This window comes from Streptacidiphilus albus JL83, from assembly GCF_000744705.1.
GTDB lineage: Bacteria > Actinomycetota > Actinomycetes > Streptomycetales > Streptomycetaceae > Streptacidiphilus > Streptacidiphilus albus.
Map to the genome: position 1 here is coordinate 634,830 of NZ_JQML01000001.1, position 13,129 is coordinate 647,958.

A 13,129-nucleotide genomic window follows, 5' to 3' on the forward strand; every position below is an offset into this window, starting at 1 on the left:
CGGTGGGAGGTGTCCGCTAGTGGGACGCGGCGGCGATGAAGAGGAGCAGGAGCAGGGTCGCCATGATCAGCAGGCAACCGATGACCTCGCGGCGACGTGCTCGGCGGAACCCCGCGCCGCCGAGACCGGGAACGCCGGGATGACACGCGGCGTAGTGCTCGGCGAGCCGTTCGGCACCCTCGGCTGCTGACACACCACGCGGCCGATATGCGCACTCGCCGCACCGGTACCTACGGCTCGCCGCCATGCATTCCTGCCTCTCGCGTTCGACATGTCCGTCATCGTGCCGTCCGCACCGGCCATCGGCCCAGGTCAGAAGGGTGCCGGGAACCGGCCATATATGGCCGACCGAGCTTGGATACAGTGGCCGAGCATTTGATAATGAGCATGACCGAAGCGGAGGCATCGACGTGGCGAGCCAGTTCGGCACGCTGCTGCGCGATCTGCGCGGCGAGGCCGGGATGACGCAGGAGCAGCTGGCCGAGGCGGCCGGGCTGGGCGTGCGCACCATCCACCGGCTGGAGACCGGGACACCGAACGACACCCGGACGGGCACGGTGAAGCTGGCCGCCCATGCGCTCGCCGACGCGTTGGGGCGCGACCGTGACGCCGTCTGGCAGGAGCTCCTCTCCGCACGCACCGGTGCCGCCGTCATCGCGGAGAGCGCCGGGGCCGTGGTCGAGCCGGGTGCCGCGCCCCTCGCGTCGGCTCCCGGGCCGGCGAAGCGCGTGGCGATGCCCTACCGGGGCGTGCTGACCGAGGTCGCGGAGACCCTGGCCCACAACGAGCACGGCCGGTGGACCCTGGAGGAGGAGCGGCGCCGGGTCCACGATCCCCGCCCGCTACCGGTGAAGTGGGGCTCGGCGCGGGCGAACTGGGTCGACCATCCGGACAATGTCCACGGCGCCGGGTCGGCCTCGGCTCCGCCCTCCCTGTCGGGTGGTCTGTCGGAGATCGCGGACGCGTACCGGCGCATCGGCTCCGGGCGGCTGGTGGTGCTCGGCCGCGCCGGATCCGGCAAGACGGTGCTGACGCTGCGATTCGTCCTGGACTATCTGCGCACCCGCGTCGACGGCGAGCCCGTGCCGGTGGTGTTCAGCCTGGGGTCGTGGGAACCGACCGCCGTCGGACTGCGCGAGTGGCTCGTCGGGCGCCTGCTGCGGGACAACCCGGACCTGGACGCCCGCGCGCCCGACGGCTCGACCCTGGCCGCGGCGCTGCTGGCGGCCGGCTGGATCCTGCCGGTCCTCGACGGCTTCGACGAGATAGCCGCCGGTCTGCACGGCGCCGCGCTGGACGCCCTCAACGCGAGCACGCTGCCGTTCCTGCTGACCAGCCGTACCGGGGAGTTCGCCGACGCGGTCACCGCGACCGACGTGCTCACCAGGGCCGCCGGCGTCGAGCTGACCGACCTGACCACCGCCGACCTGGCCGAATACCTGCCGCTCACCGCCCGGCCGACCGCGTCGGCCGAACCGGGCGAACCGGCCGAACCGGGCGAGAGATCGCCGACGGTGTGGGACCCGGTCGTGGACCGGCTGGTCCGGCAGCCGGACAGCCCGGCCTGCCGGCATCTCACCGCCGTCCTCAGTACCCCGTTGATGGTCGTCCTGGCCAGGACCGTCTACAGCAACGTTCCCGGCCGTGATCCGGCCGTCCTGCTGGACACCGACAGGTTTCCGACGCCCGAAGCTCTCGAAGAGCACTTGCTGGCCGGCTTCGTGCCGACCGTCTACCGGCCCCAGCCGCAGACCGCGCACGGGCCCGCCACCCGCTCCCGGCGGCAGCGCACCTGGGACCCGGACCGGGCACTGCGGTACGCGGGCCACCTCGCCGCCCACCTCGACCGCGACCAGGAGCACGGTCATCAGGACCTGGCCTGGTGGCAGTTGGCGGGGGCGGTCCGCCCGTCCGTCCGGATCCTGGCCGTCACCATGGCTTCCGCGATGCTCACCGCGTTGGCGGACTGGCTCGTCTTCTGGCCCCTGGACCTGTTCGGCGTGGGCAGGACGCCGGTCGAACCGGAGGCGAGCGTGCTCGACGCCCTCCTGTACGGACCCGCGGTCGGCCTGACCTTCGGGCTGATCTACGGGTTGGTGACCGTGTTCGACAGGGCCACCTTCGAGCCCTCGCGCACGCAGTTGCGGCTGGTCGGCCTGCGGCACGGAGCCGAGGGGCCGCCGAGGTGGAGACGCTTCCTCTCCTGGTTCGGCATCGGATGCGTCGGCGGTATGGCGGTCGGAGTCGCGTACGGCCCCGCGCTCATCCTGGAAGCGCGGATCCTGTTCGGGCACACCGCCTACGGCGGTGATGCGGTCAAGTCGACGCTGATCAACATGCTGGGGTTCGGCATCGTCTTCGGGCTGGCCGCCGGGTGCGTCCTCGGCAGCGTGGTGGCCTTGGAGACGCCGGTCGACGTCGGCTCGGCCGCCACCCCGACCAGCCTGCTGCTGAGCAACCGCACCACGGTGCTCCGCCAGGTCGCGGTCGTCGCGCCGGCCCTCGCCGTGGCCATCGCCGTCATCGGGTGGACGACGGTGGAACTCCTGCGCGGGCACCTCGGAAACGTGAACTGGCCGATCGCCAACGGATTCGTCATCGGGGCGATCGGCGGGATCGGCGGGGCCGCGTCCTACGCGCTGGCCTTCACCGCCTGGGGGCAATGGGTGCTGTTCACCCGCATCTGCCTGCCGCTGACCGGGCGGCTGCCGTGGCGGGTGGTCGCCTACCTGGACGACGCCCATCGGCGCGGGGTGCTGCGGCAGGCCGGTGCCGTCTACCAGTTCCGGCACGCACGGCTGCAGCAGCACCTGAGCCAGACCTATCTCGACGTGGGGGAAGCGGCTGCTGACGGAACCCCGGGTTCCGCCCCGCGCTGACGGCAGGCCCGACTTGACTTCGAGCGCACTCGAAGAGGGAAGCTGGGGCACACAGACCGAGACGACGTCCCGCAGAGGAGTGCAACCAGATGCGTACCACCAGCCTGGGCAACGAGGGTCCGCAGGTCGGCGTGATCGGACTGGGGTGCATGGGGATGACCCATGCCTACGACCCCAACGGGCGCGACGACGAGGCTTCGGTCGCGGTGCTCCGGCAGGCCGTCGACCTCGGGGTGACGCTGATCGACACGGCGAACGTCTACGGCCCCTACACCAATGAGTCGCTGGTCGGCCGGGCGCTCGGCGGCGGCCTGCGGGACCAGGTGGTGCTGGCGACCAAGGTGGGGCTGACCCAGGAGGGCGGTGACAGCCTGGCCCACGGCGCCCAACTGGTGCGCAACGGGCGGCCGGAGCACGTCCGGGCCTCGATCGACGACAGCCTCCGCCGCCTCGGGACCGACCACGTCGACCTCTACCAGCTGCACCGGGTCGACCCCGAGGTCCCGATCGAGGAGACCTGGGGCGCCCTGGCCGAGGTGGTCGCGGCCGGAAAGGCACTGCGGATCGGCCTGTCCGAGGTCTCGGTGGAGGAGATCCGCCGGGCCCGGGCGGTCCACCCGGTCGCCTCCGTCCAGTCGGAGCTGTCGCTGTGGACCCGGGACGTGCTGGCGGAGGTGCTGCCTTACTGCGAGCGCGAGGGCATCGCGTTCCTGCCCTTCTCCCCGCTCGGGCGCGGCTTCCTGGCCGGACGCTTCAGCAGCGTCGCGGACCTCCCGGCCGAGGACTGGCGCAGCACCCTGCCGCGCTTCCAGGCGGAGGCGCTGGCCGCCAACCAGGCGCTGGTGGAGACGGTGCGGGCGGTCGCCGAGCGGCACGGGGCCACCCCCGCGCAGGTCGCCCTGGCCTGGGTGGTCGCCCAGGGCAACCGGGTGGTGCCGATCCCGGGCACCAAGACCCCGAAGTACCTGCTGGACAACGTCGCGGCGGCCGACCTCGACCTGACCGCCGCCGACCTGGCGGAGCTGGACGCCCTCCCGGCGCCCACCGGCGACCGCTACTGACTGCTCGTCCGGCTCACTGCCGGCCGAGGTGGGGCTCGCGCCTCAGCGGCGCAGCCGGGTGATCAGCGGTTCGTGCGGTCCCTCGGCCGGCAGGGCGAGCAGCCGGGCCCCGCCGAGCGGGTCGCCGAGCGGCGGCTGCGGCCGCAGCGCCGGAGCGAGCTCGGCCAGCGCGGCGTACAGCGGCGTCAGCAGCGGTGCGCCCAGGTTCACCAGGCCCCCGGTGAGCACGACCGGGGCCGGATCCGGGCCGCAGCTGCGCCGGGCGGCAGCGGCCACCGCCCCGCTCAGCGCGGTGGCGGCCGAGTGGAGGATCCCGACCGCCGCGCGGTCCCCCTCGGCGGCGGCCCGCGCGACCGCGGGCGCGAACGAGGCGGCGCGGCGGGCCGGATTGCCGCCCTCGTCGAGCACCGTCGGCAGCCGGGACAGGGCGCCGAACTCCGCGACGGCGGCCTCCAGCAGAGCCGTGGGTTCGCCGCGCCCGTCGTGCGCGCGCAGGGCGGCCCGCAGCCCGGCCGTCCCGATCCAGGCGCCGCCGCCCTCGTCGCCGAGCCACGGGCCCCAGCCGTCGACCACCGCGAAGGTTCCGCCGGTGCCCACCCCGACGGCGACCGCCCCGGTCCCGGCGGCGAGCACCACTCCGGTGGCCCGGCCCAGCGCACCGGCGTGGGCGGTCACCGCGTCGCTGGTGACTGCGGTCTCCTCGGCCGGAAGCCCCGCCAGCACGGCCCCGGCCAGCGCCCGGGCGGCCTCGGGCGCGGCCAGGGCGCCGGCCGCACCGACACAGACCGCGTCCACCCGCCGGATCCCAACCGCTCGGAGCAGCTCCCGCGCGACCGCGAGCACCACCGTTCCGGCCTCGGCGGCCCCGCCGGGGGCGGCGAGGCCGGGCGTCCCCGGGACCTCCCGGGTCGCCCGGGGCTCTTCACCGCGACCCGTCCACACCCCGGCCCGGCAGCCGGTCCGGCCGAGATCCACCGCCAGCACCACCGCCACTGCATCCGCTCCGTCCGAGTCGGTGTTGGTCCGGGTCCGTGTTCGTCCGGGTCCGTGTTCGACCGCCTCGCCACGGTAGCTGACCTGCCGTTCGCCCCGTCGCCGACGTACCGGGCGGTGCTGCCGGGACGATTGGTGCCGAATCCACCGCTGCGGCTACGCCGTGATCGTGATCGTGACCGAGAGGACCTCCGCGATGACTCCGCACCACTCCGTCCGCGTCGAATCGCCCACCGAGCGACGCAATCCCCGCACGCTCGACATCGACCGGCTCCCCACCGTCGAGGTGCTCCGCCTGCTCAACGCGGAGGACCGGACCGCCGCCGACGCGGTCGCCGCCGTCCTGCCCGGGCTGGCCCTGGTGGTCGACCGGACGGTCCGTCAACTCGGCTCGGGGGGACGGCTTCACTACTTCGGGGCCGGCAGCTCGGGCCGGCTGGCGGTGATGGACGCGGCCGAGCTCATCCCCACCTTCGGCGTCCGCCCAGGGCTGGTCGTGGCGCACCACGCGGGCGGGTCGGCCGCGCTCACCCTGCCCACCGAGGGCGCCGAGGACCGGGCCGAGGACGGGGCCGCGGACGCCGCCGACGTGGGGCCGCTGGACGTGGCCGTGGGCATCACCGCCAGCGGGCGCACCCCCTACGTCGGCGGAGCGCTGCAGGCGGCCCGCGCCGCCGGGGCCTTCACGGTACTGGTCAGCGCCAACCCGCAGGCCGAGCTGGCCCCGCTGGCCGAGGTCCACCTGGGCGTCGACACCGGTCCCGAGGCGATCACCGGCTCGACCCGGCTGAAGGCCGCCACCGCGCACAAGCTGCTGCTGAACAGCCTGTCCACGGCGACGATGGTGGCGATGGGCCACACCTACTCGAACCTGATGGTCGACGTGGCGGCCGGCAACGACAAGCTGCGCGGTCGGCTGTCGGCCATCCTGGAGGAGGCCACCGGACGCTCCCCCGCCGCCTGCGCCGAGGCGCTGGCGGCGGCCGGCGGGGAGCTCAAGACCGCGCTGGTCGGCCTGCTGGCCGACTGCGGTCCCGAGCGCGCCCGCAGCGCCCTGGCCGCCAACGGCGGACGGGTGCGCCCGGCGCTGGCGACCGCAGCGGAAGGCTGAGCGCGAGGCGGGGCGGGGCTGAGCGCGGCGGGGCTGAGCGCGGTGGGGTTCAGCGCGCGGTGGCCAGTGCGGCGTGCACCGTCCGGCGCAGCGCCACGGCGCGGCGATCGCGCCCGAAGTGGACCGCATTGGTGAGCAGCACCGCCCAGAGACCGCCGACCGGGTCGAGGGCGAGGCTGGTTCCGGTGAATCCGGTGTGCCCCGCGCCGGTCTCCGGCCAGGCCTCCGACATGTGGTCCCAGCGGTCACCGCGCAGCGTCCAGCCCAGTCCGCGCACCCCTCCCAGTCCGGCGGTCTGGTTGCGCAGCGCCTCGGCGCGCAGGGCCGGGGCGAGCAGCGGGCCCTGCTCCGCCAGCCAGCCGGTCCGCAGACAGCGGGCCAGGTCGGGGGCGGTGCCGAAGAGCCCCGCGTGCCCGGCGACGCCGCCGAGCGCCTCGGCGTTCTCGTCGTGGACCACGCCGACCTTGGGCGGGCGGCCGGGGGGCGCCTCGGTGGCGGCGGTCCGCCCGCGCCAGTCGGCCGGCGGCAGGTAGCGCGTCGAGGTCAGGCCGAGCGGCTCCAGCACCAGGGCGTCGACCGCGCGGTCCAGCGGCTGGGCCGCCACCGCCGCCACCAGCTCGCCCAGCACGATGAACCCGAGGTCGGAGTAGCGCACCTCGGTGCCGGGCGCGGTCTCCAGCGGCTCCGCGAGTACGGCGGCCAGCCGGTCGGCGGAGCTCACCGGCAGCGTCCAGAAGTGCCGGTGGGCCGACAGGCCCGAGCTGTGGGTCAGCAGTTGGCGTACCGTCACCCGTTCGTGCCCACCGCCGGAGAAGCGCGGCAGCCAGTGCGCGACCGGTCGGTCGAGGCTCAGCCCGCCCTGCTCGACCAGGCGCAGCACCGCGGGCATGGTGGCCACCACCTTGGTCAGCGAGGCGAGGTCGAAGACGGTGTCCACGGTCACCGGGCGGGCGTCGGGGCCGGAGTCGGTGCGGCCGAAGGCGTGGGCGGCGACCGGGCCCTCCGCGCCGCGCCCGGCGAGCAGCACGGCCCCGGGGACGACGCCGTCCGCCACGGCCGTCCGGACCAGGGACGCGGCGGCGTCGGCCGCCTCGGGGAAACCCATCCGTTCCTCCGGTCGCAGGGCCGCTGACAGCTCGGCACCCTGGTAAATTTCCACCGTCGCACGGCTGAAATGTGTCATCAGTTTACCGATGGGGTGACCGAAATACCGCCCTCCCTTCCCGAACTGCTGTCCCTGGCGGACCGCGTGCTCCAGCCCGGCTTCGTCGGCGCCACCCCGCCCGACTGGATCCGCCGCCGGCTGTCGGAGGGCCTCGCCTCGGTCCTGCTGTTCGCCCCCAACGTCCGCGACCGGCAACAGACTGCCGCCCTGACCGCGGCCCTGCGGGCCGAGAACCCGGAGGTGATCGTCGCCGTCGACGAGGAGAGCGGCGACATCACCCGGCTGGAGGCGGCCACCGGCTCCTCCTACCCCGGCGCCCTGGCCCTCGGCGCCGTCGACGACGAGCGGCTGAGCGAGGCGGTGGCCCGCTCGGTCGGCGCGGAGCTGCGCGCGCTCTCCGTCGACCTCGACTTCGCGCCGGACGCCGACGTCAACAGCAATCCCGACAACCCGGTCATCGGCACCCGCTCCTTCGGTGCGGACCCGGAGCTGGTGGCCCGTCATGTCGCGGCCTGGGTGCGCGGCCTGCACTCGGCCGGGGTCGGCGCCTGCGTCAAGCACTTCCCCGGGCACGGCGAGACCGCCGTCGACTCGCACCTCGACCTGCCCGTGGTCCCCTTCGACCGCGAGCAGCTGGCTGCGGTGGCGCTGCCCCCGTTCCGGGCCGCGATCGGCGCCGGGGTCCGCGCGGTGATGACCGGTCACCTGCTGCTGCCCACGCTCGACCCGGACCGCCCGGCCACCGTCAGCCCGCGTCTGGTCACCGAACTCCTGCGGGAGGAGCTGGGATTCGAGGGCATGGTGGTGAGCGACGCGGTCGAGATGCAGGCGGTCCGGGCCCGCTACGGCCTCGCCGGGGCGACGGTCCGGGCGCTGGCCGCCGGCGTGGACCTGGTCTGCCTCGGCAACCGCTCGGGCGAGCGCGAGGTGCTGGCGCTGCGCGAGGCGGTCGCCGATGCGGTCACCCAGGGCGTGCTCGGCCAGGAACGGCTGGAGCAGGCCGCCGCGCGGGTCGCCGAGTTCGGCGCCTGGCGCCGCGCCCTCGCCGCCGCACACCCTGCCGTGCCCGCCTCCCCCGGCCTGGGGCTGGCGGCGGCGCGCCGGGCCGTCCGGGTCCGACTGACCGGCGAGGCGGTGCTGCCGCTGGCGGCGGCCCCGCACCTGGTCGAGTTCGGCGTCCCGGGCACCGTGGTCAGCGGCGAGGGCGTGCCCTGGGGGTTGCGCCCCGCGCTGGCCGCGCTGCTGCCCGGCACCACCCACACCACCCTCGCGGCCGGCGCGCCGCTCGACCGGGAGACCCTCGCCGCCGTCCTCGCCGCGGCCGCCTCCCGGCCGCTGGTACTCGCGGTCCGCGACGCCCACCGCCGTCCCACGGTGCGACAGTGGATCGCCGCGCTGCTGGCGCAGCGCCCGGACGCCGTCGTCGTCGAGCTCGGCGTCCCGCACGGCGACCCCGGCGGCTCCGTGTTCGTCGCCACCCACGGCGCCGCCCGCGTCTGCGGCCAGGCCGCCGCCGAGACCCTGGCCGGCCGCCGACTGGCGGTCACACCGTGAGCAGCCGGACCGGGTTGCTGTGCATCATCGTCTCGACCTGCTCCTCGTTGACACCGCGTTCGAGGAGCATCGGGAGGAAGACCGCGCTCAGGTAGGCGTAGCCCCACTGACCGTGGGTGGCCGGGTTCTGCTGCACCTGGGGGCCGGTGAGGTCCTGCGACAGCAGAATGCGCTCGGCGTGGCCCTCGGCGACCAGCAGCGCCAGCCGGTCCGCGCGGGTGACGTCGGACTGCCGCAGGGACTGCCGAGTGTGGGGCCCGTCGGGCTGCGGGTCGGTCGCCGGCGGCAGCCGCAGGTCCCAGTTCTGCTTCCCGACCGAGTCGAAGGCGATGTTCACCCCCCGGTCCAGCACCCGGCGGAGATAGTCGAGTTCGGGGTGGTTGTCCAGGTGACCGATGACCACCCGGCCGGGGTCGACCTGTTCCTCCTCCAGCAGGTCGATCTGCTCCAGCGCCATGGTCCCGTGGGTGGTGTGGGTACTGATGGCGAGTCCGGTGAGGTGGTGCGCACGGGCGGCCGCGCGCAGCCCCTTGCGCTCGTGCCCCGTGACCTCCCCCAGCCCCGTGGGCACCTCGCCCAGGATGCCCGCGCGCACCCCGCTCCCGCCGATCCCCACCTGCGCGTCCTCGACGAACCGCCGGGTGATCTCCTCGACGCCGGCCGCCCGCACCCAGGCCGGGCTGAACGCCTCGCGGTAGGTGGCCGTCCCGGCGACGATCCACACCCCGCTGCGCCGGGAGATCTCCCGTAGCAGCGCGGTGTTCCTGCCCCACGCGTCACGCCCCGCATCGCCGTACGGGCTGAGGTCGACGACGGTGTCCACCCCGTGGGCCGCCAGCCCGCCGAGGGCCGCGACGGCGAGCTCGACCTGCTCGCGGTCGAACGCCGCCGCCGACTCCTCCGCCCCGTCGGCTCCGCCCCGCCGGCCGCCGGAGAGCCAGGGGCCCGGCGTCAGCGCCAGCAGGTGCTCGTGCGAGAGCACCCGGCCCAGCTCGGCGGGATCGACGGGTCCGGTCACCGTCTGCACCCGGGGCACCGGGGCGTTCTCGTTCTGCTGTTCCATCACCCGAGCCTAGGTCGACGACACTTCGGCCCCGCCCGAACTGTCGGCGCCCTAGCGCCGGGCGCGGCCGACCGTGCCGACGCGTTTGAGGGTGCGGACGATCGGGGCGGTCTCGACCGCGTCCACCCCCGGGAGGGCGCCGAGGCGGTCGGTGAGGTAGCCGAAGAGGTACTCGTCGTCGGGGCAGAGGACGCTGGCGAGCAGGTTGGTCGTTCCGGTGGTGGCGCCGGCGTAGGCGACCTCGTGGTGTTCCGCCAGCGCCGCGCCGACGGCGGCGAGGTGCGCGGGCCGCACCGACATCCGGATGGCGGTGGCCCCCGGACTGCCCAACAGCCGCTCGTCGATGTCCAGGGCGAAGAACAGCGCTCCGGCGGTCCGCAGTTGGGCGATCCGGCGGCGCACCGTCGACTCGTGGCAGCGGGCCTCGGCGGCCAGCGCGGCATAGGTCGCCCGGCCGTCGCGGGTCAGCGCGGCCAGCAGGACGTGGTCGAGGTCGGTGAGTTCCAGCGGCGCCGACCAGGCGTCCGGGGGCGGGAAGTCAGGGGCCAGGGCCGCCTGCTGCTCCCGGTCCAGGGCGGAGGTGAGCGCGCCCCAGGTGGTCGGGCCGCCCTTGAACAGCCGCAGCACCCGCTGCGCGGTGACCGAGGTGGCCCCGGGCAGCCGGTCGAGCAGCCGCACCGGCGCGTCCTGGGCGCTGTCCCGCTGCGCCACCAGATGGCAGATGATCTCGGTGCCGCCGGAGGCGAGCTGGACCCAGCGGGTGTCCTCCCGCGCGGCCAGGCTCCGGGCCAGGCCGAGCGCGGCGCTGGGGACGGACTGCAGCCGCAGCGCCCACACCGTCTGCCCGACCGGCCGGGGGTTGAGTCGGCCGACCACGCGCAGTCCGGCCGTCTCGCACAGCATGGCGTAGCGGCGGGCGACCGCCTGCTCGGAGACGCCCAGCACCGAGGCGATCCGGCGCAGCGGGACGCGCCCGTCGATCTGCAGGGCGTGGACCAGCTGGAGATTGAGGGTTTCCACGCATCCCGACTCTATCCCGGGCGGTATCCGGCGCGCGCGTCCGGACTCGTTGCCGCCGTTCGCGGCCGATTCGCATGATCGCTGTCGAGAAGAGGACAACGGGGAAGAGGAGCAGCAGATGAGCAATTTCCGTGACCTTCGGGACTACATCGACCGGATGACCGCAGCGCTCGGCGCGGACGAGGTCCTCCGTATCGACGGCGCCGACCGGGACCGGGACATCGGCGGGATCACCGAGCTGCTGGCCGAGCAGGAGGGCCCGGCGCTGCTGTTCGACAACATTCCGGGGTTCCCGGCGGGGTACCGGGTGTTCACCAACTTCATGGGCACCGCCGCCCGCACCGCGGTGGCGCTCGGGCTGCCGCCCGACACCGACAAGCTCGACATCGTCCGGGCCTGGAAGGACCTGAGCAAGCGGATCGAGCCGATCCCCCCGGTCGAGGTCAGCACCGGCCCGATCCTGGAGAACGTCCTGACCGGCGCGGACGTCGACCTGGAGATCTTCCCCGCGCCTCGCTGGCACGACGGGGACGGCGGCCGCTACATCGGCACCGCCTGCATGGTGATCACCCGTGACCCCGACAGCGGCTGGGTCAACGTCGGCACCTACCGGGCCTGCGTCCAGGGCCGGGACCGGCTGTCGCTGTGGATGCTCGGCAACCGGCACGCCAAGGCGATCGCCGAGAAGTACTGGGCGCGCGGCGAGAACTGCCCGATCGCGGTGGTGGTGGGCCAGGACCCGATCCTGTCCACCGCCGCCGCCATCGCCGCCCCGTCCGGGATGTCGGAGTACGACCTGGCGGGCGGGCTCCGCGGGGAGGGCGTCGAGGTCCTCCACGCTCCCGGCAGCGAGCTGCCGATACCGGCGTACGCGGAGATCGTGATCGAGGGCGAGCTGCCGCCGGTCGAGGAGGAGTCCGTGCTGGAGGGGCCCTTCGGCGAGTGGACCGGCTACTACACCCACTCGGGCCAGGAGACCGTGGTCCGGGTCACCCGGATCCTGCACCGCGACGACCCGATCATCCTCGGCGCCCCGCCGATGCTGCCGACCATCCCGGCGGGCGACCAGGCCGTGCCGCTGTACTCGGCGTCGGTGACCTGGGACCACCTGGAGGCCTCCGGCGTGCAGAACGTCAGGGGCGTGTGGGCCTACGCCCGGCAGCTGCTGATGGTGGTCTCGATCGAGCAGAGCGGCGCCGGGGACGCCATGCACGCGCTGCTGGCAGCGGCCGGACGCAAGCGCACCGGCGGCATGGAGCGGTACTTCGTCGTGGTCGACGAGGACATCGACATCACCGACATCAACCATGTCCTGTGGGCGATGTTCACCCGGGTCGACCCGTCCCAGTCGATCCAGGTGGTGCGCGCGCCCACCACCGCCATCGACCCCCGGCTGGCACCCGACCGGCGCGCCGCCGGCGACCTGTCGATGGGCATCGTGCTGATCGACGCCTGCAAGCCGTTCGCGTGGAAGGACCGGTATCCGGCCGCCAACCGGGTCGACCGGGCGACCCGCGCGGAGCTGCGCGAGCGCTGGGCGGGCGTCCTGCCGCTGTAGCCGCTGTAGCCGCCGGGGCAGGGGGAGCACGGTACGCCCGCTCCCCCGCCCTCCCCCTTCCGCACCAGGAGCACACCGTGACCGACGCACCCCCCATCCGCCTCGTCGTCGGCGTCACCGGCGCCACCGGGGCCCCGATCGCCGTCCGCCTGCTGCAGGTCCTGCGCACGGTGCCGGAGGTGGAGACCCATCTGGTGCTGAGCACCTGGGCCCGCTCCACCATCGAGACGGAGACCCCGTACAGCGCCCGGGACTTCGCCGAACTCGCCGATGTGACTCACAAGTTCGGCGACCTGGGCGCCACCGTCTCCTCCGGTTCCTATCCGGTCGCGGGCATGGCCGTCGTACCGTGCAGCATGAAGACGCTCGCGGCGATACGACACGGCCTGGCCGACAACCTCATCGCCCGCGCCGCCGACGTCACCCTCAAGGAGCGGCGCCCGCTGGTCCTGGTGCCCCGGGAGACCCCGCTCAACGAGATCCACCTCGCCAACATGCTCGCCCTCTCCCGGATGGGCGTGCGCATCGTTCCGCCGATGCCGGCCTTCTACGACATCCCGAACGGCATCGGCGACCTGGTGGACCACATCGTCATGCGGATCCTCGACCAGTTCGACCTCCCCCTCGGCACCGCGGACATCGCGGAGCGCTGGCAGGGGCTGGCCGGGACCCGCCGCCGACGCACCCGCTCCTCCCGTCCCTTCGAGACCTCTGAAACGAGCTGA

The 13,129-nt window shown here is 74.4% G+C and carries 11 protein-coding genes; 6 read left to right on the forward strand and 5 right to left on the reverse strand.

Annotated features, from left to right (window positions below; genetic code table 11):
- Positions 1-16 precede the first annotated feature (16 nt).
- Complete coding sequence (locus BS75_RS45920; RefSeq protein WP_231607660.1) at positions 17-193, reverse strand: hypothetical protein; 177 nt, start codon at positions 191-193, stop codon at positions 17-19.
- Between the two features lie 217 nt (positions 194-410).
- Here BS75_RS45920 and BS75_RS02950 point away from each other — a divergent pair, with 217 nt between their 5' ends.
- Together BS75_RS02950 and BS75_RS02955 are read left to right on the forward strand one after the other, a co-directional pair.
- On the forward strand, positions 411-2,879 hold the full coding sequence (locus tag BS75_RS02950; RefSeq protein WP_042439870.1) for a helix-turn-helix domain-containing protein: 2,469 nt from the start codon (positions 411-413) through the stop codon (positions 2,877-2,879).
- An 89-nt stretch (positions 2,880-2,968) separates the two neighbouring features.
- Positions 2,969-3,940: an aldo/keto reductase gene (locus BS75_RS02955; protein ID WP_034087083.1), complete on the forward strand. Its 972-nt coding sequence runs from the start codon at positions 2,969-2,971 to the stop codon at positions 3,938-3,940.
- A gap of 42 nt (positions 3,941-3,982) precedes the next feature.
- Here the strand turns inward: BS75_RS02955 and BS75_RS02960 are convergent, their stop codons facing one another.
- Positions 3,983-4,933 carry an N-acetylglucosamine kinase gene (locus tag BS75_RS02960; protein WP_034087084.1) on the reverse strand — a complete coding sequence of 317 codons (951 nt, stop codon included), beginning with the start codon at positions 4,931-4,933 and terminating at the stop codon, positions 3,983-3,985.
- Between the two features lie 169 nt (positions 4,934-5,102).
- Here BS75_RS02960 and BS75_RS02965 point away from each other — a divergent pair, with 169 nt between their 5' ends.
- A complete protein-coding gene (locus BS75_RS02965) occupies positions 5,103-6,044 on the forward strand; it encodes an N-acetylmuramic acid 6-phosphate etherase (protein ID WP_231607661.1) in 942 nt (313 codons plus the stop codon).
- A gap of 49 nt (positions 6,045-6,093) precedes the next feature.
- Here BS75_RS02965 and BS75_RS02970 read toward each other — a convergent pair whose 3' ends face one another.
- Positions 6,094-7,149: a serine hydrolase domain-containing protein gene (locus BS75_RS02970; RefSeq protein ID WP_034087085.1), complete on the reverse strand. Its 1,056-nt coding sequence runs from the start codon at positions 7,147-7,149 to the stop codon at positions 6,094-6,096.
- Positions 7,150-7,242: 93 nt separating this feature from the next.
- On the opposite strand from BS75_RS02970, the gene BS75_RS02975 reads away from it, so the two are divergent.
- Positions 7,243-8,763, forward strand: a complete 1,521-nt coding sequence (locus BS75_RS02975; RefSeq protein ID WP_034087086.1) for a glycoside hydrolase family 3 N-terminal domain-containing protein — start codon at positions 7,243-7,245, stop codon at positions 8,761-8,763.
- On the opposite strand, the gene BS75_RS02980 is transcribed toward BS75_RS02975, so the two are convergent.
- Both BS75_RS02980 and BS75_RS02985 read right to left on the reverse strand, forming a co-directional pair.
- Entirely contained in the window at positions 8,753-9,826 is a 1,074-nt protein-coding gene (locus BS75_RS02980; protein ID WP_042439865.1) for a phosphotriesterase family protein, read from the reverse strand. The genes BS75_RS02975 and BS75_RS02980 overlap by 11 nt on opposite strands.
- Before the next feature lie 51 nt (positions 9,827-9,877).
- Positions 9,878-10,846 carry an Lrp/AsnC family transcriptional regulator gene (locus BS75_RS02985; RefSeq protein WP_052069129.1) on the reverse strand — a complete coding sequence of 323 codons (969 nt, stop codon included), beginning with the start codon at positions 10,844-10,846 and terminating at the stop codon, positions 9,878-9,880.
- 118 nt (positions 10,847-10,964) lie between these two features.
- Here BS75_RS02985 and BS75_RS02990 point away from each other — a divergent pair, with 118 nt between their 5' ends.
- Together BS75_RS02990 and BS75_RS02995 are read left to right on the forward strand one after the other, a co-directional pair.
- The gene (locus tag BS75_RS02990) at positions 10,965-12,404 is read left to right on the forward strand and encodes a UbiD family decarboxylase (RefSeq protein WP_034087087.1); all 1,440 of its coding nucleotides are present in this window, start codon (positions 10,965-10,967) and stop codon (positions 12,402-12,404) included.
- Positions 12,405-12,499: 95 nt separating this feature from the next.
- Complete coding sequence (locus tag BS75_RS02995) at positions 12,500-13,129, forward strand: UbiX family flavin prenyltransferase (protein WP_034092290.1); 630 nt, start codon at positions 12,500-12,502, stop codon at positions 13,127-13,129.